Source organism: Streptomyces sp. NPDC058373, from assembly GCF_042723275.1.
Lineage (GTDB): Bacteria > Actinomycetota > Actinomycetes > Streptomycetales > Streptomycetaceae > Streptomyces.
In genome coordinates this window covers 33,286-58,382 of the sequence record NZ_JBHXJE010000029.1, presented here as the reverse complement: position 1 = coordinate 58,382, position 25,097 = coordinate 33,286, and the positions used below count along the sequence as shown (strand labels likewise).

18 protein-coding genes and 5 tRNA genes are annotated in these 25,097 nt (G+C 72.4%); 10 read left to right on the top strand and 13 right to left on the bottom strand.

All coding sequences use genetic code 11. The features are described 5' to 3' along the window. Window positions 1-313 precede the first annotated feature (313 nt). From ACFWMZ_RS17765 to ACFWMZ_RS17745, 5 genes are all read right to left on the bottom strand, one after another. Window positions 314-901, bottom strand: a complete 588-nt coding sequence (locus tag ACFWMZ_RS17765) for a hypothetical protein (protein WP_383181273.1) — start codon at window positions 899-901, stop codon at window positions 314-316. Between the two features lie 182 nt (window positions 902-1,083). Continuing rightward, a tRNA-Lys gene (locus tag ACFWMZ_RS17760) sits at window positions 1,084-1,156 on the bottom strand. Further along, complete coding sequence (locus tag ACFWMZ_RS17755) at window positions 1,147-1,590, bottom strand: hypothetical protein (RefSeq protein ID WP_383202515.1); 444 nt, start codon at window positions 1,588-1,590, stop codon at window positions 1,147-1,149. Before ACFWMZ_RS17755 ends, ACFWMZ_RS17760 begins: the two co-directional genes overlap by 10 nt. A 907-nt stretch (window positions 1,591-2,497) precedes the next feature. Then, the gene (locus ACFWMZ_RS17750; RefSeq protein ID WP_383202512.1) at window positions 2,498-4,708 is read right to left on the bottom strand and encodes a DEAD/DEAH box helicase; all 2,211 of its coding nucleotides are present in this window, start codon (window positions 4,706-4,708) and stop codon (window positions 2,498-2,500) included. A gap of 418 nt (window positions 4,709-5,126) precedes the next feature. Beyond that, a complete protein-coding gene (locus ACFWMZ_RS17745) occupies window positions 5,127-5,795 on the bottom strand; it encodes a hypothetical protein (RefSeq protein ID WP_383202509.1) in 669 nt (222 codons plus the stop codon). A 97-nt stretch (window positions 5,796-5,892) separates the two neighbouring features. Between ACFWMZ_RS17745 and ACFWMZ_RS17740 the strand changes: the two genes are divergently transcribed. The 8 genes from ACFWMZ_RS17740 (at window position 5,893) to ACFWMZ_RS17705 (ending at window position 13,331) form a co-directional block, all read left to right on the top strand. After that, entirely contained in the window at window positions 5,893-6,243 is a 351-nt protein-coding gene (locus tag ACFWMZ_RS17740) for a metallopeptidase family protein (protein WP_383181284.1), read from the top strand. 114 nt (window positions 6,244-6,357) lie between these two features. Next, window positions 6,358-7,935, top strand: coding sequence for a metallophosphoesterase (locus tag ACFWMZ_RS17735; RefSeq protein ID WP_383181287.1), 1,578 nt, complete (start codon window positions 6,358-6,360; stop codon window positions 7,933-7,935). A 111-nt stretch (window positions 7,936-8,046) separates the two neighbouring features. Continuing rightward, window positions 8,047-8,119, top strand: a tRNA-Glu gene (locus tag ACFWMZ_RS17730). A 36-nt stretch (window positions 8,120-8,155) separates the two neighbouring features. Continuing rightward, a tRNA-Asp gene (locus ACFWMZ_RS17725) sits at window positions 8,156-8,230 on the top strand. A gap of 22 nt (window positions 8,231-8,252) precedes the next feature. Continuing rightward, window positions 8,253-8,326, top strand: a tRNA-Phe gene (locus tag ACFWMZ_RS17720). A 206-nt stretch (window positions 8,327-8,532) separates the two neighbouring features. Continuing rightward, the gene (gene hrpA / locus ACFWMZ_RS17715) at window positions 8,533-12,564 is read left to right on the top strand and encodes an ATP-dependent RNA helicase HrpA (protein ID WP_383202506.1); all 4,032 of its coding nucleotides are present in this window, start codon (window positions 8,533-8,535) and stop codon (window positions 12,562-12,564) included. A gap of 147 nt (window positions 12,565-12,711) precedes the next feature. Continuing rightward, window positions 12,712-12,786, top strand: a tRNA-Asp gene (locus ACFWMZ_RS17710). Window positions 12,787-12,971: 185 nt separating this feature from the next. Next, the gene (locus ACFWMZ_RS17705; protein ID WP_383181293.1) at window positions 12,972-13,331 is read left to right on the top strand and encodes a DUF6274 family protein; all 360 of its coding nucleotides are present in this window, start codon (window positions 12,972-12,974) and stop codon (window positions 13,329-13,331) included. 415 nt (window positions 13,332-13,746) lie between these two features. Here the strand turns inward: ACFWMZ_RS17705 and bldC are convergent, their stop codons facing one another. After that, window positions 13,747-13,953 (bottom strand): developmental transcriptional regulator BldC, encoded by a 207-nt coding sequence (bldC, locus tag ACFWMZ_RS17700; RefSeq protein WP_003949541.1) that lies wholly within the window; start codon window positions 13,951-13,953, stop codon window positions 13,747-13,749. A gap of 484 nt (window positions 13,954-14,437) precedes the next feature. Beyond that, complete coding sequence (locus ACFWMZ_RS17695) at window positions 14,438-15,316, bottom strand: hypothetical protein (protein WP_383202546.1); 879 nt, start codon at window positions 15,314-15,316, stop codon at window positions 14,438-14,440. 184 nt (window positions 15,317-15,500) lie between these two features. Here ACFWMZ_RS17695 and ACFWMZ_RS17690 point away from each other — a divergent pair, with 184 nt between their 5' ends. Together ACFWMZ_RS17690 and ACFWMZ_RS17685 are read left to right on the top strand one after the other, a co-directional pair. Continuing rightward, window positions 15,501-16,583: a Leu/Phe/Val dehydrogenase gene (locus ACFWMZ_RS17690; protein ID WP_383202503.1), complete on the top strand. Its 1,083-nt coding sequence runs from the start codon at window positions 15,501-15,503 to the stop codon at window positions 16,581-16,583. 593 nt (window positions 16,584-17,176) lie between these two features. Next, window positions 17,177-17,428: a DUF3073 domain-containing protein gene (locus ACFWMZ_RS17685; RefSeq protein WP_008409756.1), complete on the top strand. Its 252-nt coding sequence runs from the start codon at window positions 17,177-17,179 to the stop codon at window positions 17,426-17,428. Window positions 17,429-17,776: 348 nt separating this feature from the next. Here ACFWMZ_RS17685 and purM read toward each other — a convergent pair whose 3' ends face one another. The 6 genes from purM to purS form a co-directional block, all read right to left on the bottom strand. After that, window positions 17,777-18,847, bottom strand: a complete 1,071-nt coding sequence (gene purM, locus ACFWMZ_RS17680) for a phosphoribosylformylglycinamidine cyclo-ligase (protein ID WP_383202500.1) — start codon at window positions 18,845-18,847, stop codon at window positions 17,777-17,779. A 90-nt stretch (window positions 18,848-18,937) separates the two neighbouring features. Continuing rightward, window positions 18,938-20,455: an amidophosphoribosyltransferase gene (gene purF, locus ACFWMZ_RS17675; protein ID WP_383181302.1), complete on the bottom strand. Its 1,518-nt coding sequence runs from the start codon at window positions 20,453-20,455 to the stop codon at window positions 18,938-18,940. A 219-nt stretch (window positions 20,456-20,674) separates the two neighbouring features. Then, the gene (locus ACFWMZ_RS17670; RefSeq protein WP_383181305.1) at window positions 20,675-21,469 is read right to left on the bottom strand and encodes a sterol carrier family protein; all 795 of its coding nucleotides are present in this window, start codon (window positions 21,467-21,469) and stop codon (window positions 20,675-20,677) included. Between the two features lie 200 nt (window positions 21,470-21,669). Further along, complete coding sequence (gene purL, locus ACFWMZ_RS17665; protein WP_383202498.1) at window positions 21,670-23,943, bottom strand: phosphoribosylformylglycinamidine synthase subunit PurL; 2,274 nt, start codon at window positions 23,941-23,943, stop codon at window positions 21,670-21,672. Beyond that, window positions 23,940-24,650, bottom strand: a complete 711-nt coding sequence (gene purQ, locus ACFWMZ_RS17660; protein WP_383181311.1) for a phosphoribosylformylglycinamidine synthase subunit PurQ — start codon at window positions 24,648-24,650, stop codon at window positions 23,940-23,942. Before purQ ends, purL begins: the two co-directional genes overlap by 4 nt. Beyond that, window positions 24,647-24,898: a phosphoribosylformylglycinamidine synthase subunit PurS gene (purS, locus tag ACFWMZ_RS17655; RefSeq protein ID WP_008409760.1), complete on the bottom strand. Its 252-nt coding sequence runs from the start codon at window positions 24,896-24,898 to the stop codon at window positions 24,647-24,649. Before purS ends, purQ begins: the two co-directional genes overlap by 4 nt. Window positions 24,899-25,097 lie beyond the last annotated feature (199 nt).

Sequence of the window (25,097 nt, the reverse complement as noted above, 5' to 3'; positions counted from 1 at the left end):
ACATGGCCTGGTAGCCGTCGCCCGAGTCCTCCCCGGCGGGCACGGCCCTCGCCCGTCGGACCGTTCGGCGCCGCCTCACGACCGGGCCACGCCGACCGCCTCGCGCCGGGAAAACCCTCCTGCCCTTGCCCGGACCCGGGCAAGGCAGCCGGTTCCGCCCGGAAGCCGTACCGACCTCGGGGGTGTCCTGGACGTACTCGTGGTTTCGTCCGGTGCGGCGGAGCGGGCTCCTCCCTGCCGAGCGAAACCGAGAGCTTGGGGGCGCGTGCCGGCCGGGTGCCATGGGCGCCGTGCGGGACTCTGCGGACGTCCCCTAGAAGCCGCCGCCCGCCTCCGGCCGGACCACGATCGGCTCGCCCCACATCCGCACGACCTCGAAGGAGGTGCTTTCCCGCACCAGCCGGTAGGCGGCCGCGCGGTCGGCCTTGCGGCGGCAGGCGGCGAGGAAGAGTTCCGCCTCGCGCTGGTCCCGGCGGGGCGTGCCGCAGAGCTGCCAGGTCTGTCCGGACCACGCCTCGGGGCGCCATCTGACCATCGGCTCCGGGGTGTCGGCGGCGATGCCGTACCGCGAGGGCACCGGCAGCGGGCGGTCCCCCGGCTCGTCGGCGGGGGCTCCGCCGGACCAGCGGTCGCGGTAGGCGGAGCGGTGGTTCGAGCGGCGCCGCGTCTCGCAGAGGAGGCAGCCGTCGGGGGCGGCCGCGTCCACCGGCCCGTACGGGTGCTGGGAGCAGCGCGTGGTGGGGGCCGGCCCGGTGGACTCCTCCAGCAGGTCCAGCGCCCGCTTCAGGTCGGCCCGGATCTCGTGCAGCGCCTCTTCGGGCGTATCGCCCCGCAGCTCCTCGCCCGATTCACCGAGCACCCGGAGCATCCGCCCCAGCGCCACCATCTGCGCGTGATTCATCCGGTCCACACCTCCACAACCACGAAACCGGCCACCGGCATCTCACCCGGCCCCGGTCGACCCGAGGGGGTTTCCGGCCCCGGTCCGCCGCCCCAGCAGCCCCGTCCGGGTCGCTCGGGCACGCGACCCGCCGGAGCGGAAACGCCTCCTCCCGAAGGTCCGGGAGGAGGCGTGTCCAGCGGTAGGCCGTGTGGGACTCGAACCCACAACCAATGGATTAAAAGTCCACTGCTCTGCCAATTGAGCTAACGGCCCTTGCCGATCGGCACACCCGAGCATAGCCCGCCGGTGGCTGAGAGCCGATGGGGTATCGGCTGCCGGGCCCGTCGGATCCGGGTGGCCGGTGCGACGGCGGTGCTCCGACCGCTCGCGCCACCGGTCCGGGCGCCCCCGCCGCCGCCCGTCGGGAGACCCCCTTGTACCTCTGCCCAGCCCGTCGCGAACTCGGTCCGGAACGAGATGGAGGCCTCGCCATCACCCGTCTCGCGCTCCACGCCGCCCTTGTCGTCGACCACCAGGAGGCCGTTCCCGCCATCGACCGTCATGAGGCCCGTGCCCAGGACCTGGGCGCGGCTGCTGCCCCACGCCGTGAACACGACGACCCGGCTCATCAGCCGCGTGCCGTCCTTCCCCCGCACCTTGTCGCGTGCCTCGCCCCAGGCTTTGCCCCACGCGAGAACGTTACCCATACCGTCGCCCCTGAGGCCCCGGTCGCCCTGGAGATGGGCGTAGGACCTCCGCCCGGTGCGGATCTTCTCGCCCGCGCCCTACTGCCCGGCCTTGGTGCCGGTCCGGGCCCACCAGTCGGGGGCGCCCGCCGCAGGGGCGCCGTGCGGGGTGAGGACGGGCCCACCGAGCCGCCGAGCTGCTGGCGGCGCAGCTCCTGTTGACGGTCCGGACGTCGCCCCGGCCGTCCGCCTGCTCGTCGCGGTAGGCGGCGACGCCTCCGCTGACCTGGACGGCACCGGACGTCACCGGCACGTAGGACGCCTCACCGCCGCCTTGACGCCTGGGCAGGCGTGGCCGGCGTTGCTCGGCTCGCGCTCTCCGGCGGTGGCACCGCACCGGGCAGGTCCGCTGCCGACTCCGGTTCGGCGACGAGGGCGAGCACGCAGGCCGGGCCGCGCCCACCACCCGGCGCACACGGGCGCGCCGCCCTGAGCGCAGACTCCCAGGAGGCGGCAGGAGGCCCGCCCGCCGCCGACGCCGGTTCCGCGGAGACCTGCCCCGAGCCCCGGAGGGGATCACGGCCCACTTGGCCCCGGTCTCAGTCCGGTCCCTCGCGACCAGCCCGGTCCTCTCCTGACCGGGCCGGCCCGGTCCTCCCGAGCCGGACAACTCCGGCCTCGTCCAGGCGTGATGGCAGATGCTGACGACAGGGGCTGATCTTGTGACGAGAGTGGAGACTCCCCGAGCTGGAGCGCCATGCGGTGAGACGCGGCAGTCCGCCCCTCCCGTCTCTGGAGGCCCGGACTGCCCCGCACCTCCGGAGGCGGGAAACGGAAGAGCCCGCCCTCTCCGTGGAAGGAGAGGACGGGCCCAGGTCCGGTGGGCTCACCGGCGGGACCAGGTCCCGGCCGGGATCACCGGCAGGACTCAGCCGTTGCGCTTCCAGCGCGGCTTGTCGTCGCGGCGGCCGAAGGACGACGAGGACGAGGAGGACGGGCCGCCCCGGTGGTCGTCACGGCGGCCGTAGGGACGGTCGCTGCTGCCACGGTGGCCGCCCGAGGGACGGTCGTCGCGGCGGTCGCGGTTGAACGGGCGGTCGCTGCCACGGTGGCCGCCGGACGGGCGGTCGTCCCGGCGGAAGCCACCCTCACGACGGTCACCGCCACGGAAGCCGCCGCGGTCGTCGCGGTCGTCCCGACGGAAACCCCCCTCACGGCGGTCTCCACCACGGTCGTCGCGACGGAAACCACCACGGTCGCCGCCACGGTCACCACGGTCGTCCCGACGGAAGCCACCCTCACGACGGTCACCGCCACGGAAACCGCCCTCACGACGGTCACCACCACGGTCGTCGCGACGGAAACCACCACGGTCGCCGCCACGGTCACCACGGTCGTCCCGACGGAAACCGCCCTCACGACGGTCACCGCCACGGTCACCACGGTCGTCCCGGCGGAAGTTGCCACGGTCGCGCTCACGCTCGCGCTCCTCGGCGGCGAGCGCCGCCTCGGCCTCGGCCGCGACCTCGGCCTTGGCGGCCTCGGTCACCTCGGCCACGGCGGCCTCGGGGTCGTCACCGCGCTCGCGGGCGGCACGCGCGGTCAGCCGCTCGGCCTCCTCGCGCAGCTCGGCGGCGCGACGGGTGGCGCGCTCCAGCTGGCGGGTGAGGTCGCCGACCTCACGCTCGGCCTGCTTGGCGGCGTTGTCCGCCGAGTCGGCCTGGACCTCGGTGAGCGAACGGGCGCCGGTGATCTCGGCGACCTCCGGGTCGAAGACACCGCTGCCGCCCACGATGTGGCGGGTGGCGTCGACGCCGGCGTCCTCCATGAGGCGGAAGATCTGGCGGCGCTGGTGCGGCAGCGACAGCGACACGACGGTGCCGGAGCGGCCGGCGCGGGCGGTACGGCCCGAGCGGTGCAGGTAGTCCTTGTGGTCACCGGCCGGGTCGACGTTGAGGACCAGGTCGATGCCGTCGACGTGGATGCCGCGGGCGGCGACGTCGGTGGCGACGAGGACGTTGACGTGGCCGTCCTTGAAGTCGGCCAGCGTCCGCGTACGGGCGCCCTGGGTCATGCCGCCGTGCAGTGCGTCGGCCTTCACGCCGGACTCGCGCAGCTGCTCGGCGACGCGGTCGGCGCCGAGCTGGGTGCGGACGAAGATGATCGTGCGGCCCTTGCGCGCGGCGATGGCGCCCGTGACGGGGGCCTTGTCGCGCGGCTTCACGATCAGGATGTGGTGGGTCATCGTGGTGACGGCGCCCTGGGCGGCGTCGACCTCGTGGCTCACCGGGTTCTTCAGGTAGCGCTTGACCAGGCTGGAGATCTCGTTCTCCATCGTGGCCGAGAACAGCATGCGCTGGCCGCCCTCGGGGACCTGGTCGAGCAGCTCGGTGACCTCGGGCATGAAGCCCAGGTCCGACATCTGGTCGGCCTCGTCGAGGACGGCGATCTGGATGTTCTCCAGGGAGCAGGCGCCGCGGTTGATGATGTCGCGCAGGCGGCCCGGGGTGGCGACGAGGATGTCGACACCGCGCTCCAGGGCGTAGATCTGGTTGCCCATCGAGGTGCCGCCGCAGACGACCTTCATGCGCAGGCCGAGGACGTCGCCGTACGGCTGGAGCGCGTCGGCGACCTGCATGGCCAGCTCGCGGGTCGGGGTCAGGATGACGCCGCGCGGCTTCTTCTTCTCGGTGTGGCCGCCCGCCAGCGTGGCGAGGAGCGGCAGACCGAAGGAGAGGGTCTTGCCGGAGCCGGTACGGCCGCGGCCGAGGATGTCCTTGCCCGCCAGCGCGTCCGGGATGGTCGCGGCCTGGATCGGGAAGGGCTTGGTCACACCGTTCTGGTCGAGCTTGCGGACGACGCCCTCGGGCAGACCGAGCGAGGCGAAGGTCACGCCGTCGTCCTCGGAGTCGGCCTCGTCGGCGCCGGCCTCGGCGTCGACACCGGCGGCGTCGGCCTGCGCGGCCTCGTCGGCCACGGGCTGCTCGTCGACGACGGGAACCTCGGCCGTGACGGCCTCGGGGGTGATGGCGTCGGCGGCGGGCGCCTCGGCCGTGAGGGCCTCTACGGCCGGGATGTCGTCGTGCCGCAGCGAAGACTGCTCGGGCAGGACGGTGTGGTCAGTGCTGGAAACGGACATGCGAAGTGCGAAACCTTCCGGAGTCTCGGCACGCGCCCATTACTCCGTGAAGTCGCAACTTGATGAAGTCGCAATCGACCGCCTCAGTGCGGTCCGGCCACGGCTAGGAAAAGAGAACGCGCCACGCGGCGCTGGTCGGCCCCTCCCCTTCGGATGAAAGCGGGGAGAAACAGTGCGCCGGGCAAATGGGATCAAACGATCTACCACCATACGCACCCCTTCCCCTTCGTGGCAAACCCGCAGCCCGGAGCCGTACGTCACCCCCCGCCGGGCCCGCAGCGGCACCCTTACCCACCTCACTCGGCCCCCGCCCGAAGCCCGCCCCGCCCGCCGCGCGCGCACTGCCGCACCGAGCCCGCAGACCCCGTGCCCGCACCGCCCCGGGCCGCGCAGCCCGGCACCGCCTCGCCCGCCGAGCTCACCCCCCGTTCCCCACGCCCTCCGCCTGCGGAACCGTCCCGGCAGGCGCCGGCTCCGACGCCTGCCGGGAGATCGAAGGCGTCCCCGCGGGCCCGCCCCGGCCGTCGTCGTCCGGGACCTGCGGAGGCGACCCCCCGCCGGGCTCCCCGGGCTCCTCCTCCGGCGGCGTCGTCGGCCCCGGTTCGGGGCCGGGGCCCGGCTCCTGAGGCGGCGGCGTGGTCGGGTCGGGCTTGGGGCCGGGCCCCCTCGGCGGGGTCGGCGCGGGGTCGCCGGAGCCGGGGTCACCGTGTCCCGGATCACCTCCGCGATCGCCTCCGCCGGGCGGCCGGGGCGAGGGCGTGGGCCCGGACGGGTCGTCGGTCGGCTCGGCCGCCTTCCCGTCCCGCGCCCGGCCGCGGCCTCCGTCCTCGCCCCGGCCGTCGCGCCCGTCGTCACCCGCCGCCCCCGCCCCGTCTCCTCGCCCGGCGCCGTGGCCGCCGTGGAAGCCGCTGCCGCCGGTGCCGCGCTCCGTACCGCCGTCGGGAGCCGCCTTGCCGCTCTTCGGGGAGGCCGAGGAGGAGACGGGGGATGCGTCGTCGGCGTCCTCGCCGACACTCACGCATCCGGTCGCCGAGGCGACGGCGGCCGCGACGGCGAGGAGACGGACGGGACGGGACAACTGGTGCACTTCAGGGCCTCCCGGCGTTCGGAGCGGAACTCCCCTGCCCAACTCCCGTCGCGCCGCGCAGGACACGGAGACCGGCCCGGTGGTCGACAATGGCGGCGTGCTGGAAATGACTCGCGATGCCTTCGAGGAACTGGTGAGCCAGGCCCTCGACCAGATCCCGCCCGAGCTGACCCGCGTGATGGACAACGTCGCCGTGTTCGTGGAGGACGAACCCGACCCGTCCGACCCCGAACTCCTCGGCCTCTACGAGGGGACCCCGCTGACCGAGCGCGGCGAGTGGTACGCGGGCGTGCTGCCCGACCGCATCTCCATCTACATGGGGCCCACCCTGCGCTACTGCGACACGCCCGAGATGGTCGTGCACGAGGTCGCCGTCACCGTCGTCCACGAGATCGCGCACCACTTCGGTATCGACGACGACCGCCTCCACGAGCTCGGCTGGGGCTGACCGCACCCGGCCGACGCCGCACCGCCCCCGCCCCGCCTCGCCGGGCCCCCGCGACACCCCCGCCGGGGCCCGGCGTGAGGCATGCCGCGGCACCGCCATGGGAAGGCGCCCGGCATGGCCGATGCGACGGAGGACTCCCCCAGGCGGGCTCGGGCCCACACCGGACACTCCGCCCCCAAGGCACCCACCGGCACCGCGCCCCTCCTCTCCCCGAGCCCGAAACCGGGCCCCTTCCGGCGCTGGGCCACCCTCACCGCCGTCGTCCTGCTCGGCGCCTGGCTCGGCCTGCTCGCGGTCGGCAGCGTGCGCGCCCCCGTCGGCCCGATGGACACCCGGCTGACGCTGCGCCCCTCCCTCACCGGCGGCACCAAGATCAACGTCTCGCCGCTCGGCGCCCTGGAGCTCGACTCGCACGTGGCGCCGCTCCGCCTCGACGTCGACGTGGACCGCCTCGACCCGGTCCGCTCGGCCGCCCTCGTACAGAACCCGGATCTCTTCTCCGGCCTCCAGGACGAAGTCGCCTCCGACGTCCAGGACGGCACCCTCGATCTCGCGGTCCGCTCGGTGGCCGCCGTAGTCGTCGGCGCCACCGCGCTCGGGCTGATCGTCTACCGCCGCCCCCGCCGCGCCCTGGCCGCCGGCGGCCTCTCGCTCGCCCTGCTCGCCTCCTGCGGCGTCGCCGCGTACGCCACCTGGAACCCGAAGTCGGTCCTGGAGCCGAAGTTCTCCGGGCTGCTGACCAGCGCCCCCTCGGTGGTCGGCAACGCCCGGTCGATCGTGAGCGAGTTCGACGTCTACCAGAAGGAGCTGGCCCGCCTGGTCACCAACATGACCAAGCTCTACGACGCCACCTCCACCCTCCCCGCGTACCAGCCGGACCCCGGCACGCTGCGCGTCCTGCACGTCTCCGACATCCACCTCAACCCGGCCGCCTGGCACATCATCGAGTCGCTGGTCGAGCAGTACGAGATCGACGTGATCATCGACTCCGGCGACACCATGGACCACGGGTCGGCCGCCGAGAACGCCTTCCTCGACCCGGTGGCCCGCCTCGACGCGCCGTACGTGTGGGTGCGCGGCAACCACGACTCCGCCGAGACCCAGCGCTACCTCGGCAAGTTCAAGAACGTCCGGGTGCTCGACGACGGCGAGGCGGTCAACGTCGGCGGCCTGCGGATAGCCGGGATCGGCGACCCCGCGTACACCCCGGACCGCAGCCAGGAGGCGGCCGGCGACCCGGGCGAGGTGGCGGCCGGGATGAAGCTCGCCGCCGAACTGCGGCGGCAGGCCGCGGCGAAGACGCCGGTCGACATCGCCGTCGCCCACAACCCGGTCGCGGCCAAGGAGACCGACGGCGAGGTGCCGCTGGTCCTCGCCGGGCACCTGCACAACCGCAAGACCCAGATGCTGCCCGGCGGCACCCGGCTGCGCATCGAGGGCTCCACCGGCGGCAGCGGGCTGCGCGCCATCGAGCAGGACACCCCCGATCCGGTGATGGCCTCGGTGCTCTACCTGGACCGCGACACCAAGCGCCTCCAGGCGTGGGACGAGATAAGCCTCGGAGGCCTCGGCCTCAGCACCGCCGAGGTCAGCCGCCACCTCCCGGAGGAGAACCGGCCCGGCGCCAAGCCCTCGCCGGGCGGCTCGAAGAGCCCGTCCCCCGAGCCCTCCACACCCCGGCCGAACCGGTAGCCGGACCGGCACCGGGAGGCGCGGGCAAAAGCGTTTTGGCGAACCGGCTTGCCATCCCATATGCTTCTCACGTCCCCGACGCGCTGACTCAGCGCCCAGGCGGGCCTCTTAGCCCTCATCGTCTAGTGGCCCAGGACGCCGCCCTTTCAAGGCGGTAGCACGGGTTCGAATCCCGTTGGGGGCACGCAACACCTGTGTGGGACTCGTCCCGCACGCATCTGGTCCTGTGGAGCAGTTTGGAGTGCTCGCCACCCTGTCAAGGTGGAGGCCGCGGGTTCAAATCCCGTCAGGACCGCGCTGACCCTTCGGGGTCGCGTGGCTGGGTAGCTCAGTTGGTACGAGCGATCGCCTGAAAAGCGATAGGTCGCCGGTTCGATCCCGGCCCCAGCCACAGCAGAGAAGGCCCCCCGTCCGCGGACGGGGGGCCTTCCGCCTTGTGCCGCGGGCCCGGCCTCGAAGTCCGGCCGCCGTCCGGCGGGGGCGGGTCGCCTCAAACGCCGGCCGGGCTGGATTTGCCCGCCCCAGGCATCCCTAAGGCGCCTCCGCCCGGAAACTGGGTCGCCACTTCCCGTGCCGGGGTGAGATCCTGGGATTCGTATGTCTACGATCTCCGACCTCCACCCCCTGCTGGCAGAGCTGTCCCTGCGCGACGCGCACCGGCTCGGACGCCGCCTGGAGGGCACCCGCCGTATACGCAAGCCGGAGGCCAGGGCGGCCGTCCTGGAGGAGATCAGGGCGGAGGCGGAGAAGGGCGCGGCCAGGATGGCCGAGCGCCGGGCCCGCATGCCGGAGATCACCTATCCCGAGCAGCTGCCCGTCAGCCAGAAGAAGGAGCTGATCGCCGAGGCGATCAGGGACCACCAGGTGGTCGTCGTCGCCGGTGAGACCGGCTCCGGCAAGACCACCCAGATCCCCAAGATCTGCCTGGAGCTGGGCCGGGGTGTGCGCGGCATGATCGGCCACACCCAGCCGCGCCGGATCGCGGCCCGCACGGTGGCCGAGCGGATCGCCGACGAGCTGGACACGCCGCTCGGCGAGGCGGTCGGCTGGAAGGTGCGCTTCACCGACCAGGTCCGCCAGGACGCCACCTTCATCAAGCTGATGACCGACGGCATCCTCCTCGCGGAGATCCAGACCGACCGCGAGCTGCGCGCCTACGACACGATCATCATCGACGAGGCCCACGAGCGCAGCCTCAACATCGACTTCCTCCTCGGGTATCTGGCGCAGCTGCTGCCGAGCCGGCCCGACCTGAAGGTGGTCATCACCTCCGCGACGATCGAGACCGACCGGTTCGCGCGCCACTTCGGGCCGCGCATGGCGACCGTCGGCGGCAAGGAGCCCGGTCCAAAGGCGGCTGCGCCGGTCATCGAGGTCAGCGGGCGTACGTACCCGGTGGAGGTGCGGTACCGGCCGCTCCTCGAAGAGGGCGGCGAGGACGCCGACCGCGACCAGGTCACCGCGATCTGCGAGGCGGTCGACGAGCTCCAGGCCGAGGGCCCCGGCGACGTGCTGGTCTTCCTCTCCGGCGAGCGGGAGATCCGCGACACCGCCGACGCGCTGGCCAAGCGGAACCTGCGCGGCACCGAGATCCTGCCGCTCTACGCCCGCCTCTCCCACCAGGAGCAGCACCGCGTCTTCCAGCGCCCCGGGCCGGGCGTACGCAGCCGCGTCGTGCTGGCGACCAACGTGGCCGAGACCTCGCTGACCGTCCCCGGCATCAAGTACGTCATCGACCCGGGCACCGCCCGCATCTCGCGGTACAGCCACCGCACCAAGGTGCAGCGCCTGCCGATCGAGCCGGTCTCGCAGGCCAGCGCCAACCAGCGCAAGGGCCGCTGCGGCCGTACCTCGGACGGCATCTGCGTCCGGCTCTACTCCGAGGAGGACTTCCTCGCGCGGGCGGAGTTCACCGACGCGGAGATCCTGCGCACCAACCTCGCCTCGGTCATCCTCCAGATGACGGCGGCCGGGCTCGGCGACATCGAGAAGTTTCCCTTCATCGACCCGCCGGACCACCGCAACATCCGCGACGGCGTGCAGCTCCTCCAGGAACTCGGCGCGCTCGACCCGGCCGAGAAGGACCCGCGCAAGCGGCTCACCGAGCGCGGCCGGCGCCTGGCCCAGCTGCCGGTCGACCCGCGGCTGGCCCGGATGGTCCTGGAGGCCGACAAGAACGGCTGCGTCCGCGAGGTCATGGTCATCGCGGCCGCCCTGTCGATCCAGGACCCGCGTGAGCGGCCCTCGGAGAAGCAGGCCCAGGCCGACCAGCAGCACGCCCGGTTCAAGGACGAGACCAGCGACTTCCTCAGCTACCTCAACCTCTGGCGGTATCTGCGGGCGCAGCAGAAGGAGCGCTCCTCCTCGGCGTTCCGCCGGATGTGCAAGGCGGAATACCTCAACTACCTGCGCATCCGCGAGTGGCAGGACATCTACGCCCAACTGCGCACCGTCGCCAAGCAGATGGGGCTGGAACTCAGCGAGGACGACGCGGCCGACCAGCCAATCCACATCTCGCTCCTCTCCGGCCTGCTGTCGCACGTCGGCATGAAGGACGTGAAGGAGACCACCCCCGCCGCCTCCGCCGCCAAGCAGGGGCGCGAGGGCGCGCGCGGCGGCCGGAACGAGTACCTGGGCGCCCGTGGCGCCAAGTTCGCGGTCTTCCCCGGCTCGGCGCTCTTCAAGAAGCCGCCCCGGTTCCTGATGTCGGCCGAGCTGGTGGAGACCTCCCGGCTCTGGGCGCGGGTCAATGCCAGGATCGAGCCCGAGTGGGTCGAGCCGCTCGCCGAACACCTGGTCAAGCGGACGTACAGCGAGCCGCACTGGGAGAAGGACCAGGCCGCCGTGGTCGCCTACGAGAAGGTGACGCTGTACGGCGTACCGATCGTGGCGCACCGGAAGGTCAACTACGGCCGGATCGACCCGGAGGTCTCCCGGGACCTTTTCATTCGCAACGCCCTGGTCGAGGGTGACTGGCGCACCCACCACCAGTTCTTCGCCGCCAACCGCAAGCTGCTGACCGAGGTCGAGGAGCTGGAGCACCGGGCCCGGCGCCGCGACATCGTGGTGGACGACGAGACCCTCTTCGACTTCTACGACCAGCGGGTGCCGGCCGACGTCGTCTCCGGCGCCCACTTCGACTCCTGGTGGAAGCGGAAGAAGAAGGAGGAGCCCGAACTCCTCGACTTCGAGCGGTCGATGCTGCTGACCGAGGCGGCGCAGGCGGTGACCAAGGCCGACTACCCGGACTCCTGGCGGCAGGGCGGGCTGAAGTTCCGCGTGACGTACCAGTTCGAGCCGGGCGCGGACGCCGACGGTGTCACCGTGCACATCCCGCTCCAGGTGCTCAACCAGGTCACCGACGAGGGGTTCGACTGGCAGATCCCGGGCCTGCGCGAGGAGGTCGTCACCGAGCTGATCCGCTCGCTGCCCAAGCCGATCCGCCGCCACTACGTCCCCGCGCCCAACTACGCGCGGGCGTTCCTGGAGCGCGCCACCCCGCTCCAGGAGCCGCTGCCGGTGACGCTCGCCCGCGAGCTCCAGCGGATCGTCGGCGTCCCGGTGACCGGCGACGACTTCGACACCTCCCGGGTCCCCGACCACTTGAAGATCACCTTCCGGATCGTCGACGAGCGGCGCCGCGCCCTCGCCGAGGACAAGGACCTCGAAGCGCTCAAGCTGAAGCTGCGCCCCAAGGCCCGCCAGGCCCTCTCCAAGGCGGCGGCCGCCACCGCCGAGCGCTCCGGCGGCCCCTCCATCGAGCGGACCGGCCTGACCGACTGGACGATCGGCGCCCTCCCCGAGGTCTTCGAGACCCGTCGGGCCGGCCAGCCGGTGAAGGCGTACCCGGCCCTGGTCGACGAGGGATCCTCGGTCGCCGTCCGCCTCTTCGACTCCGAGGCCGAGCAGCGGCAGGCCATGTGGCGCGGCACCCGCCGCCTCATCCTGCTCAACATCCCGGTCAACCCGGCCAAGTTCGCCGCCGACCGGCTGACCAACCAGCAGAAGCTCAACCTCTCGGCCAACCCGCACGGCTCCGTCCAGGCCCTCTTCGAGGACTGCGCCACCGCCGCGGCCGACCGCCTCGTCGCCGACCACGGCGGCCCCGCCTGGGACGAGGAGGCGTACCGGAAGCTGTACGAGAAGGTGCGCGCGGACCTGGTCGACACGACGCTGCGGGCGATCCAGCAGGTCCAGCAGGTGCTGGCGGCCTGGGGCGCGGTGGAGCGACGGCTGAAGTCGACCCGCTCCCCGGCGCTCCTCGCCAACCTGGCCGACGTACGCGAGCAGGTGTCGGCGCTGATCCACCCCGGCTTCGTCACGGAGGCGGGGCTCGGGCGGCTCCCGGACCTCAAGCGCTACCTGGTCGCCGCCGACCGGCGCCTCGCGCAGATGCCGACCGGCGCGCAGCGCGACACGACGCGGATGGCGAAGGTCAAGGAGATGCAGGACGAGTACGCCTGGCTGCTGGAGCAGATGCCGCAGGGCAGACCCGTACCGAAGGAGGTCCTGGACATCCGCTGGATGATCGAGGAACTCCGGGTCAGCTACTTCGCGCACGCGCTCGGCACGGCGTATCCGATCTCCGACAAACGCATCGTGAAGGCGGTGGACGCGGCGGCTCCGTAGGCCCTCCGGGGCGCCTGGGACGGGCCTCGCGCGGGTTCCGGGCGGGTGAGCGTGCGGCTGCGGAGAGCGAGTTCGCGTGGGGGGCGGGGACTGGGGTAGAGTCCTGTCTCGCAGCACGGCGCGGAAACGGGCGGTGCTCACCAGCAAGGTCCTGTGGAGCAGTTTGGAGTGCTCGCCACCCTGTCAAGGTGGAGGCCGCGGGTTCAAATCCCGTCAGGACCGCAGCGGAAGGCCCCACATCTTCGGATGTGGGGCCTTCTTCGTGTCGCCCCCACGCCGGGTGGACACCTCCCGCCCGTACGGGCCTGCCGCGCCGCCCCCGCGCCGTCTTGACGGTGTGACGGAGCGCCGGTACTCAGACAGCGGGCCCCGGCGCGGCCGCGCCGCACGCCCCTGGGAGGTGACCCGTGCCGGACTCCGCAGCAGCCGCCCTGCCGCCCGTCGAGGGCCCCGAGCCGCGCCGCACCGGCCCGGCGTCCCGCGAGGCCGCTTCCGGGCTTCTCGCGGGCGCACGGGAGCCGTTGCCCGCCCGGCCGCGCCACGCGACCCGCGCCCTGCTCCGCGCCCACCTCGCGGCCGCCGTCGGCACCCGCCACCGCACCGGGCGGTGCGCGGTCTGCGGGCGGCTCCGGCGCGGTGCCAGGGGTGGAGGAGAGCGGGGGCCGTTCGGAACGGCGGCCTCCATTAGTGCAGCGGGCTCCCGGAGGACAAGACGGACGGCGTGTGACGGGTGTCACCGAAAGAGTTTCAGAAGGGGTGCCCTTTAACCGTCCCCTACAACCGATCAATTTAATATGTGCAATTGCACCGCCCCGGAACGCTACCGGCGAGTTCCGCGTGGGACCGGTACCGGCCCGGGTTCCGCCCTCCGCGACCCCGCCCGCGAACGCCCCGAGGCGACCCGGACGGGACAGATTCGCGCAGGTGCGAGGCGTACGACGGAGGCCGCGGGGCACGGTCCGGAAGCGCCGGCGGCACCCGCCTCCGGGGCCCGGGACACAAAAAGATCGCGCTGGACCCGGCGGAGTCCAGCGCGATCAGAACGACTTACCCGTGGGGTACGGGGACGGGGTCTGTTGGGGCAGACCGCCGCGTCGTGTGGAGCTATGGGGTGCTGTGCGAGGCCGTGACGGGCGCGCGCCGGATTGGGGGACCCGGAAACGCCCTGTTTCAGGCGGTTTTTCAGGCTTCGCTGCGCTGCTGCGGGATGCCCGCCAGCAGCGCGCGGACCTCGGCCTCGCGGTAACGGCGGTGTCCGCCGAGCGTGCGGATCGACGTGAGCTTGCCAGCCTTCGCCCAGCGCGTGACCGTCTTGGGGTCGACACGGAACATCGTGGCGACCTCAGCGGGGGTCAGCAGCGGCTCGGCATCAGGGGTGCGAGCGGTCATGAGCGGCCTCCTCGGGAGAACCGAACCTTCTCGGTTCTTTCCTCTAAATTCTGCACCTTGACCCACGTTGCCCGAAATGGCGGACGCGGGTCGAGTCGGTTATAGGACGAACGGCTTGTCCTCGGCACTACAACTACACCATCCGTCCAGCCACGTCGGCCAAACCGATGGAATTGCCCTCTCAGGTGGCCATCAGCGGCGGTAAGCCGATGGACCGTGCCATAGCGGACAGTCACGCCCCAGTGACGATCAGTCACAGGAGTGATCAGGAGCCACCACAACACCCAAAGAACGCAAGGGTGAGCAATCCGCCCCTAGTTGGGCGAATGGAGCCCGCGCCGGGCTCCTTGTCCTATTTTGGCACGAGGGCGGGGGAAGGACGCAAGATCCCGTCTCCGTGGGTTCCCTCACGTTTGAGGCATACGCCCGGATCAGGACCTAGGACGTAGGTCCGCGGTCCCGGCCGCGGCGGCCCGCCCGCGGATCAGTTGGCGAACTGCCGCTCGCGCACCGCGCGCCACCGCTCGACGAGCCGCGCGTACGCCTCGCCCGCCACCACGTCGTCCCCGACGCCCAGCGCGCGGATGCCCGAGGCGACGTCGGCCGCGGAACGGTCGGCGTCGAGCACCGACGGCGGCAGCACGTGCACCAGCCCGCCGTAGTCCAGCTCGACCAGCGACCGCGGATGGAACTCCTCCAGCCACCGCCCTACATCTACCAGGCCCGTCACCAGCGGCCCCCCGGCCTGGCGCGCCCCCCGCTCGGAGGGGTCGGCCGCGGCCACGCTGTCCCGCAGCGCGCGCAGCCCGCGCGCCACCCGGCGCCGGGCCTGGGCCATGGGGGTGCGGTAGCGCAGCAGGGCGGGCTCCTCCTCCGAGCCCCGGTCGTACTCCCGGTCCTCGTCGCCGACCAGGACGAACCAGCTCAGCGGGACCGACCAAGCCGCCTGCCGGATCCACGCCCGGGCGTCCGGGTGGCGCTCCAGGTGGCGGGCGTGGCCGGCGGCCGCCTCCTGGCGGACGGCCGGGGGGAGCGCGGCGTCCAGCACCGTCGGCGGGAAGAGTTCGTCGGTCTCCTGGAGCGCCTCCCAGCACCGCAGCCGGGTCGTCCACGGGCAGATCAGCGGGGTCTGGCCGGACCAGAGCACGAAGGCCTCGTCGCTCTCCCGCTCCGGTACCGGCAAGGGGGGCGTCGCCAGCACGGCGGCGAGCGAGGCCCGCAGCTCCTCCTCGTACGAGGGCGGCTCGACCTCGTGGGCGTACCGCTCCCAGTGGCCGCGCTCAGGCTCGGGGAACGCGCCGAGCGGCTCGTAGACCCGCAGGTACGACGCGTACGGAAACCTCACCGCGGACACCTGCGGCACCCCGCTCCCTCCCCCCGACACCAGCTCGGACACCCCGCGCATCGTGCCACGCGGCGCCACCCGCGCGAGGGAAGATCGGGCTCGGGGGACGACCGCGGCACGGGCTCGTTCTACCCTCATGCCACGGCGTCCGCCACCTTTACGGACTCCGCCCATCCGCCGCATCTCACCGGGAGTCACCACAGTGACCGACGTATCCGACGGCGTCCTGCACACCCTGTTCCGTTCGGAGCAGGGCGGCCACGAGCAGGTCGTGCTCGTCCAGGACCGAAGCAGCGGCCTCAAGGCCGTCATCGCCCTCCACAGCACCGCCCTGGGCCCGGCCCTCGGCGGCACGCGCTTCTACCCCTACGCCGACGAGGCCGAGGCGGTCGCCGACGCGCTCAACCTCGCGCGCGGCATGTCGTACAAGAACGCCCTCGCCGGGCTCGACCACGGCGGCGGCAAGGCCGTGGTCATCGGTGACCCCGAGCGCGACAAGACCGAGGAGCTGCTGCTGGCCTACGGCCGCGCCGTCGCCTCGCTCGGCGGCCGCTACGTCACCGCCTGCGACGTCGGCACCTACGTCGCCGACATGGACGTGGTCGCCCGCGAGAACAGGTGGACCACCGGGCGCTCCCCGGAGAACGGCGGCGCCGGCGACTCCTCGGTCCTCACCGCCTTCGGCGTCTACCAGGGCATGCGCGCCTCGGCCCAGCACCAGTGGGGCGACCCCTCGCTGCGCGGGCGCAAGGTGGGCGTGGCCGGGATCGGCAAGGTCGGGCGCCACCTGGTCGGCCACCTCCTGGAGGAGGGCGCCGAGATCGTCGTCACGGACGTCCGCGAGGAGGCCGTGCGGCTGATCACCGAGCGCCACCCCGAGGTGACGGCCGCCCCCGACACCGAGGCGCTCATCCGCACCGCCGGGCTCGACATCTACGCGCCGTGCGCCCTCGGTGGCGCGCTGAACGACGCCAGCGTTCCCGCGCTCACCGCCAAGGTGGTCTGCGGCGCCGCCAACAACCAGCTCGCCCACCCCGGCATCGAGAAGGACCTCGCCGACCGCGGCGTCCTCTACGCGCCGGACTACGTGGTCAACGCCGGCGGTGTCATCCAGGTCGCCGACGAGCTGCACGGCTTCGACTTCGACCGGTGCAAGCAGAAGGCGGCGAAGATCTTCGACACGACGCTGGAGATCTTCGCACGTGCGAAGTCCGACGGCGTGCCCCCGGCGGCCGCCGCCGACCGGCTCGCCGAGCAGCGCATGGCGGAGGGCCGCCGGGGCTGACCCACCCCCGGACGGACGATCTTTTTCAGCCATTTTTCCCCGTCGCGGACCTCCGCGGCGGGGATTTTTGGGTGGTGCGTCCCGCCTGGAAGGCCCGGACGGTCACGGGACGCAACCGGCCGAAACGCCCGGCGGGGGGAGCGGACCGCCGGGTGTGCGCCGGAGGCGGTCCGGCGCGGCCGGAGCTCGGGGAAAGGGCGTGCCAGCAGGGCGATCACGCGTCGGGCGTCACCCGATCACGCTCTGAACAGGCCCGCGAAGGGCGCACGCCGGGGCGGGAGGGCCGCCCGGCCGTCTTTGGTCAGGTACCGGTCAGAGCCATCAGCGTGCCCGGGCCGGGGGAGACAAGACTCACGCCCGTCGGCGGGTCGCTCTCGCGGGGCGGGTTAAACTCGCACCTGACCAGCGAGGACAGGGGCTCCTCGACGGTGCTGACCACGGGTCCGTCCGGTGGGCGGCGTACCGGATGGGCGCGGAAGCAGGTACCGTTGAAGCCCTACGGGCACGGACTCCCCACGGAGAGTCCGTCCCGAAACATGAACGCGTGTCAAGACTCTGGGGCCGTCGAGCCCCGTCACCGAGGGGGTCGAGCCATGGGGCGCGGCCGGGCCAAGGCCAAGCAGACAAAGGTCGCCCGCCAGCTGAAGTACAACAGCGGCGGGACTGACCTGTCGCGTCTGGCCAGCGAGCTGGGCGCATCGACTTCGAGTCAGCCTCCGAACGGCGAGCCGTTCGAGGATGACGAGGACGAGGACCCGTACGCACAGTACGCGGACTTGTACAACGACGACGAGGACGAGGACGACGAGTCCGGTCCCGCGTCGAAGCAACGCCGCGGCGCTTGACTTCGCACTGAGTACCCGGTCAGGGACCCGCCAGGTCCCGGACCGGGTCTTGTGCTGTCCTGCGCGATACCGGACCGATGAAGCGAGCGCGTGGTGCGAGCCACGCGCCGACGTGTGCGTACGCGCGCGTCGCGCGACCACCCGGAGACCGCCGCCCGACCGGCGCAGGTCCCGGGGCGGGCAGCCGATGCCGCGATCCGCACCACCGCCATCGGTCCCGTCGGCAGCTCCCGAGCCGGTCGCCCGACCCCTGCCGTCTTCCTCGCGCTCACTGTCGTCATCCCTGGTCACCGCCGGGGCGGGTGCGGCGCGCCGTGACCGGGTGGCCACGGCGCGCCGCCGTCCGCCTCAGGCCGCGTAGTCACCCGTCAGGGTCGCCGCGGTGGCCTCGTCGCCGCGCCGGGTGATCTCGCCCGCCACCCAGGCGTCGACCCCGCGGTCGCGCAGCGTCGTCAGGGCCACCTCGACCGAACCGGCCGGGACGACCGCCATCATGCCGACGCCCATGTTCAGCGTCCTCTCCAGCTCCGGCCGCTCCACCTGACCGGCCTTGCCGACCAGGTCGAAGACGGCGCCCGGGGTCCAGGTCGACCGGTCGACCGCGGCGTGCAGGCCGTCCGGGACCACCCGGGCCAGGTTGTTGGCGAGGCCACCGCCGGTGATGTGCGAGAAGGCGTGCACCGCGGTGGTGCGGGTCAGCGCCAGGCAGTCCAGCGAGTAGATCTTGGTCGGCTCCAGCAGCTCCTCGCCGAGGGTGCGGCCGAACTCCGGCACCTCGCGGTCCAGGCTCCAGCCGGCCCGGTCGAAGACCACATGGCGGACGAGCGAGTACCCGTTGGAGTGAAGCCCGGAGGAGGCCATCGCGATCACCGCGTCGCCCTCCCGGATCCGGTCCGGGCCGAGCAGCCGGTCGGCCTCGACCACGCCGGTCCCCGCGCCCGCCACGTCGAAGTCGTCCGGGCCGAGGAGCCCGGGGTGCTCGGCGGTCTCGCCGCCGACCAGCGCGCAGCCGGCCAGAACGCAGCCCTCGGCGATGCCCTTGACGATGGCCGCGACACGCTCCGGGTGGACCTTGCCGACGCAGATGTAGTCGGTCATGAAGAGCGGCTCGGCCCCGCAGACCACGATGTCGTCCATGACCATGGCGACCAGGTCGTGGCCGATGGTGTCGTAGACGCCGAGCCGGCGGGCGAGGTCGACCTTGGTGCCCACGCCGTCGGTGGCGGAGGCGAGCAGCGGCCGCTCGTACCCCTTGAGGGCGGAGGCGTCGAAGAGGCCGGCGAAGCCGCCGATGCCGCCGAGGACCTCGGGGCGCCGGGTCTTGCGGACCCAGTCCTTCATCAACTCGACCGCGCGGTCGCCCGCGTCGATGTCGACGCCGGCGGCGGCGTACGAGGCGCCGTTGGGGGTTTCAGACATGGCTGGGACTTTCGTGTCGGCCGGCCCGGCGGCCCGCCCGCGCCGTCGACGGTGACGGCGCGTGCGGAGGGGCGGCGGGGCTACCTGCGGCTACGGACGGCGGAGGGCGTCGGCGGCGTCGGCGCCGCCCGCCAGCTCGGTCTCCAGGAGCTGCTTGCCGAGCAGCTCGGGGTCGGGCAGCGTCATCGGGTACTCACCGTCGAAGCAGGCCCGGCAGAGGTTGGGCTTGGCGATGGTGGTGGCCTCGATCATCGAGTCGATCGAGATGTACGCCAGCGAGTCGGCGCCCATGGAGGTGCCGATCTCCTCGACGGTCATGCCGTTGGCGATCAGCTCGGCGCGGGTCGCGAAGTCGATGCCGAAGAAGCAGGGCCACTTGACCGGCGGGGACGAGATGCGGATGTGCACCTCGGCGGCCCCGGCCTCGCGGAGCATCCGCACCAGGGCCCGCTGGGTGTTGCCGCGGACGATGGAGTCGTCGACGACCACCAGCCGCTTGCCCTTGATGACTTCCTTCAGCGGGTTGAGCTTGAGGCGGATGCCGAGCTGGCGGATGGTCTGCGAGGGCTGGATGAAGGTCCGGCCGACGTAGGCGTTCTTCACCAGGCCGGCGCCGAACGGGATGCCGCTGGCCTCCGCGTACCCGATGGCGGCCGGGGTGCCGGACTCCGGGGTCGCTATGACGAGGTCGGCCTCGGCCGGGGCCTCCTTGGCGAGGCGGCGGCCCATCTCGACGCGGGAGAGGTAGACGTTCCGCCCGGCGATGTCGGTGTCGGGGCGGGCCAGGTAGACGTACTCGAAGACGCAGCCCTTGGGCCGGGCCTCGGCGAAGCGGGAGCTGCGCAGGCCGTTCTCGTCGATGGCGACGAGCTCGCCGGGCTCGATCTCGCGGACGAAGCTGGCGCCGCAGATGTCGAGGGCGGCGCTCTCGCTGGCGACGACCCAGCCGCGCTCCAGGCGGCCGAGGACCAGCGGGCGGATGCCCTGCGGGTCGCGGGCGGCGTAGAGGGTGTGCTCGTCCATGAAGACGAGGGAGAAGGCGCCCTTGACGTCGGGGAGGATCTTGGCTGCCGCGTCCTCCAGGGTGAGCGGCTTGCCGTCGTCGTCCGTCTGACCGGCGAGGAGCGCCGTGATCAGGTCGGTGTCGTTGGTGGCCGCGACCTGGGTCGCCCGGCCGTTCTCCTTCGGCAGGCCGGCGACCATCTCGGCCAGCTCGACCGTGTTGACCAGGTTGCCGTTGTGGCCGAGGGCGATCGATCCGTGCGCGGTGGCGCGGAACGTCGGCTGGGCGTTCTCCCACACCGAGGCGCCGGTGGTGGAGTAGCGGGCGTGGCCCACGGCGATGTGGCCCGTCAGGGAGCCGAGGGAGGTCTCGTCGAAGACCTGGGAAACGAGGCCCATGTCCTTGAAGACGAGGATCTGGGAGCCGTTGCTGACCGCGATTCCCGCGGATTCCTGGCCCCGGTGTTGGAGGGCGTACAGCCCGAAGTAGGAGAGCTTGGCGACCTCTTCGCCCGGAGCCCAGACACCGAAGACGCCACAAGCGTCCTGGGGGCCTTTCTCACCGGGGAGCAGATCGTGATTGAGTCGACCGTCACCACGTGGCACGCCTCCGAGTGTAGGCGAGATCGACCACCGGTCCGAATGGGGGATCCCGGCCCTTCCCGGCCGCACCCGCGTGACCTGCGGGTTTTCCGGGCGGTTGAGCGGGTGTGAGGTATCGCTCCCCGGCCCCCGCCTCCGGCCCGTCCCACAGTGCGGATGCCGCGCCCGCCTCCCCGGGGCGCACGACGGCGCGTACGCCCCCGGGAGGCCCCGTGGAGCGGGTCAGGAGAGGACGGGCAGCAGCTCCGAGATGTCGGCGCGTTCGCCGCCCGCCGTGAGGTGGCCGCCGTCGACCGCCTCGGCCCAGGTGGTGCGCCCCGCGGCAAGGCGTACCCAGGTCAGCGGGTCGGTCTCCACGACGTTGGGCGGGGTGCCGCGGGTGTGCCGGGGGCCCGCCACGCACTGCACGACGGCGTACGGCGGGACGCGGACCTCGACGGAGCCGCCGGGCGCCTTGGCGGCCAGCGAGTCGGCCAGGACGCGCACCACGACGGCGACCGCCTGCCGGTCCAGCGGGATGTCGACGCCGGTGGCGCGGCGCAGGTCGTCGGTGTGGACGACCAGCTCCACGGCGCGGGTGACGAGGAAGTCGGTGAAGGTCATCGCCCCGGCCCGGGCGGCGATGATCCGGTCCAGGGGGACGTCCGCGAGCAGCCGGGCGAAGTCCACGGTGGCCCGGGTGTACCGCTCGACCGGGTCCTGGTCGGCGGCGGCCTTACGGGCCGCCTGAGCGTTGCCCTCAGCGCGGGCGCCGGTGCCGGCGGCCCAGTCGAGCAGGGCGGTCTCGGCGGCGGTCGGCGCGGGCTCCACGAGCCCCGAGCGCAGCCCGTCGACGCCGGTCGCCAGGTGGGCGACGAGTTCGGCGACGGTCCAGTCGCCGAGCCCGCTGGGCCCGCTCAACTGGTCCGGGCGCAGTGCGCGCACGGCCTCGGCGACGTGCGCGGCCTGGGCGAGCACGGCGGCACGGGTCTTCACCGGGTCGTACGAGCGGGGGCGGCGTGTGGATGCTGCTGGCATGGGGCCGAGACTACGACGCCGACGGGCGGATGTGGGCCCCCGGTGAAGATATGCCTCTGGGCCAGTGACCTGGCGAACCGCTCAACCACCCGTTATGGGGCGGGAGTTGGCGGTACGTGAGGAGACATGGCGAACTCCCGGCGCCGATCGCGGGGATCGGCGCCGGGATCTCGGCGGTCCGGCCGTGGGCCGTGCGACCCTCAGGCCATCAGCGCCTCGATGGTGCCCTCGTGCGCCTCGCGGACCTCGCGGAGCGAGAGGGTGAACTCCCCCTGCACCTCCAGTACGTCCCCGTCGACCACGCCGATGCGGGTGGCGGGCAGGCCGCGCGCACCGCACATGTCGGTGAAGCGCAGCTCCTCGGAGCGCGGGACGGCCACGACGACCCGGCCCGCGGACTCGCTGAACAGGAAGGTGAAGGCGTCCAGCCCGTCCGGCACGACCAGCCGGGCGCCCTTCCGGCCGCGCAGGCAGGACTCCGCGACCGCCTGCACCAGGCCGCCGTCGGAGAGGTCGTGCGCGGCGTCGACCATGCCGTCGCGCGAGGCCGAGATGAGGATGTCGGCCAGCAGCCGCTCCCGCTCCAGGTCCACCTGGGGCGGCAGCCCGCCGAGGTGGTCGTGGATCACCTGCGACCAGGCCGAGCCGCCGAACTCCTCGCGGGTCTCCCCGAGGAGGTACAGGAGCTGGCCCTCCTCGGCGAAGGCGACCGGGGTGCGGCGGGCCACGTCGTCGATGACGCCGAGGACGGCGACGACCGGCGTCGGGTGGATGGCCGCCTCGCCGGTCTGGTTGTAGAGCGAGACGTTGCCGCCGGTGACCGGGGTGCCCAGGGTCTGGCAGGCGTCGGCGAGGCCGCGGATGGCCTCGGCGAACTGCCACATGACGGCCGGGTCCTCGGGCGAGCCGAAGTTGAGGCAGTCGGAGACGGCGAGCGGCTTCGCGCCGGTCGTGGCGACGTTCCGGTACGCCTCGGCCAGCGCCAACTGGGCGCCGTGGTACGGGTCGAGCTTGGCGAACCGGCCGTTGCCGTCGGTGGCGATGGCGACGCCGAGCCCGGACTCCTCGTCGACCCGGATCATCCCGGCGTCCTCGGGCTGGGCGAGCACCGTGTTGCCCTGGACGAAGTGGTCGTACTGGGAGGTGATCCAGGACTTGGAGGCCTGGTTGGGCGAGGAGAGCAGGGCGAGGACCTGCTCCTTCAGCTCGTCGCCGGTGGCCGGGCGGGGCAGCTTGCCCGCGTCGTCGGCCTGGAGGGCGTCCTGCCACGCCGGGCGGGCGAGGGGGCGTTCGTAGACCGGGCCGTCGTGGGCGACGGTGCGCGGGTCGACGTCGACGATCTTCTCGCCGTGCCAGAAGATCTCCAGCCGGTCGCCGTCGGTGACCTCGCCGATGACGGTGGCGATGACGTCCCACTTCTCGCAGATGGCGAGGAAGCGGTCGACCTTCTCCGGCTCGACCACGGCGCACATGCGCTCCTGCGACTCGCTCATGAGGATCTCCTCGGGCGAGAGCGTGGAGTCGCGCAGCGGTACGTCGTCCAGGGTGACCCGCATGCCGCCGGAGCCGTTGGAGGCGAGCTCGCTGGTGGCGCAGGAGAGACCGGCCGCGCCGAGGTCCTGGATGCCGACGACCAGCTTCTCGGCGAACGCCTCCAGGGTGCACTCGATGAGGAGCTTCTCCTGGAAGGGGTCGCCGACCTGGACCGCCGGGCGCTTGCTGGGCTTGGCGCCCGCGGCGTCAGCCGCTGATGTATCTGTGAAGGTCTCGGAGGCCAGGATCGAGGCGCCGCCGATGCCGTCGCCGCCGGTGCGGGCGCCGTAGAGGATGACCTTGTTGCCGGTGCCGGAGGCCTTGGCGAGGTGGATGTCCTCGTGCCGCATGACGCCGATGGCGCCGGCGTTGACCAGCGGGTTGCCCTGGTAGCAGGCGTCGAAGACGACCTCGCCGCCGATGTTGGGCAGGCCCAGGCAGTTGCCGTAGCCGCCGATGCCCGCGACGACGCCGGGCAGCACGCGCCGGGTGTCGGGGTGGTCGGCGGCGCCGAAGCGCAGCGGGTCGACGACCGCGACCGGGCGGGCGCCCATCGCGATGATGTCGCGGACGATGCCGCCGACGCCGGTGGCCGCGCCCTGGTAGGGCTCGACGTACGAGGGGTGGTTGTGCGACTCGACCTTGAAGGTGACCGCGTAGCCCTGGCCGACGTCGACCACGCCGGCGTTCTCGCCGATGCCGACGAGCATGGCGTCCGACTGCGGGGCCTTCTCGCCGAACTGGCGCAGGTGCACCTTGGACGACTTGTACGAGCAGTGCTCGGACCACATCACCGAGTACATGGCGAGTTCGGCGCCGGTGGGACGGCGGCCGAGGATCTCGCGGACCCGGGCGTACTCGTCCTCCTTGAGACCGAGCTCGGCCCAGGGCTGCTCGGTCTCCGGGGTGTCGGTCGCGTGCTTGACCGTGTCCAGGCTCATGCGCTGACCAGCTTCTTGATGATCGAGGTGAAGAAGGGCAGGCCGTCGGTGCGGCCGGAGCCGACCAGCGGCTCGACGGCGTGCTCGGGGTGCGGCATCAGGCCGACGACGTTCCCGGCCTCGTTGGTGATGCCGGCGATGTCGCGGAGCGAGCCGTTCGGGTTGACGTCGAGGTAGCGGAAGGCGACGCGGCCCTCGGCCTCCAGCATGTCGAGCGTGCGCGAGTCCGCGACGTACCGCCCGTCCATGTTCTTCAGCGGGATGTGGATCTCCTGCCCCGCCACGTAGTCGCCGGTCCAGGCGGTGGCGGTGTTCTCCACGCGCAGCTTCTGGTCGCGGCAGACGAAGTGCAGGTGGTCGTTGCCGAGCATGGCGCCGGGCAGCAGGTGGGCCTCGGTGAGGACCTGGAAGCCGTTGCAGATGCCGAGGACCGGCATGCCCGCGCGGGCCTCGTCGATGATCTTCTCCATCAGCGGCGAGAAGCGGGAGATGGCTCCGGCCCGCAGGTAGTCGCCGTAGGAGAAGCCGCCGGGCAGGACCACGGCGTCGACCTGCTGGAGGTCCTTGTCCTTGTGCCAGAGCGGCACCGCCTCGGCGCCCGCGAGGCGGATCGCCCGCTGGGTGTCGCGGTCGTCCAGGCTGCCGGGGAAGGTGACGACGCCGACCCGGGTGTTCGAGCGGGCGGCGGGGGTCAGGCCCGCGGTCACTTCTCTTCCTCGACCTTCACGGTGAAGTTCTCGATCACGGTGTTGGCGAGGAAGGTCTCCGCCAGTTCGTGGATACGGGCGAGAGCGGCGTCGTCCACCGGCCCGTCCACTTCGAGTTCGAAACGCTTTCCCTGACGTACGTCGGAGATTCCCTCGAAGCCCAGACGCGGCAGTGCACGCTGCACCGCCTGGCCCTGAGGGTCGAGGATCTCCGGCTTGAGCATGACGTCGACTACGACGCGTGCCACTGGCACTCCCGGTGTGTGGTGCTGGTGCTGAGCAGGTCCGTTCAGCGTACCCGGCCGAAATTTCTACGCGCGTAGCGAGCGTGACGGGCATCACGTTCCGGTATCAGAAGTGAGGCGCTCGCGAAAAATCGAGGAAAAATCGCGCAGCCGCGATTCCGGGCCATCGCGAGGGAACAATGAGAGGGTCTTCCCCAAGGAT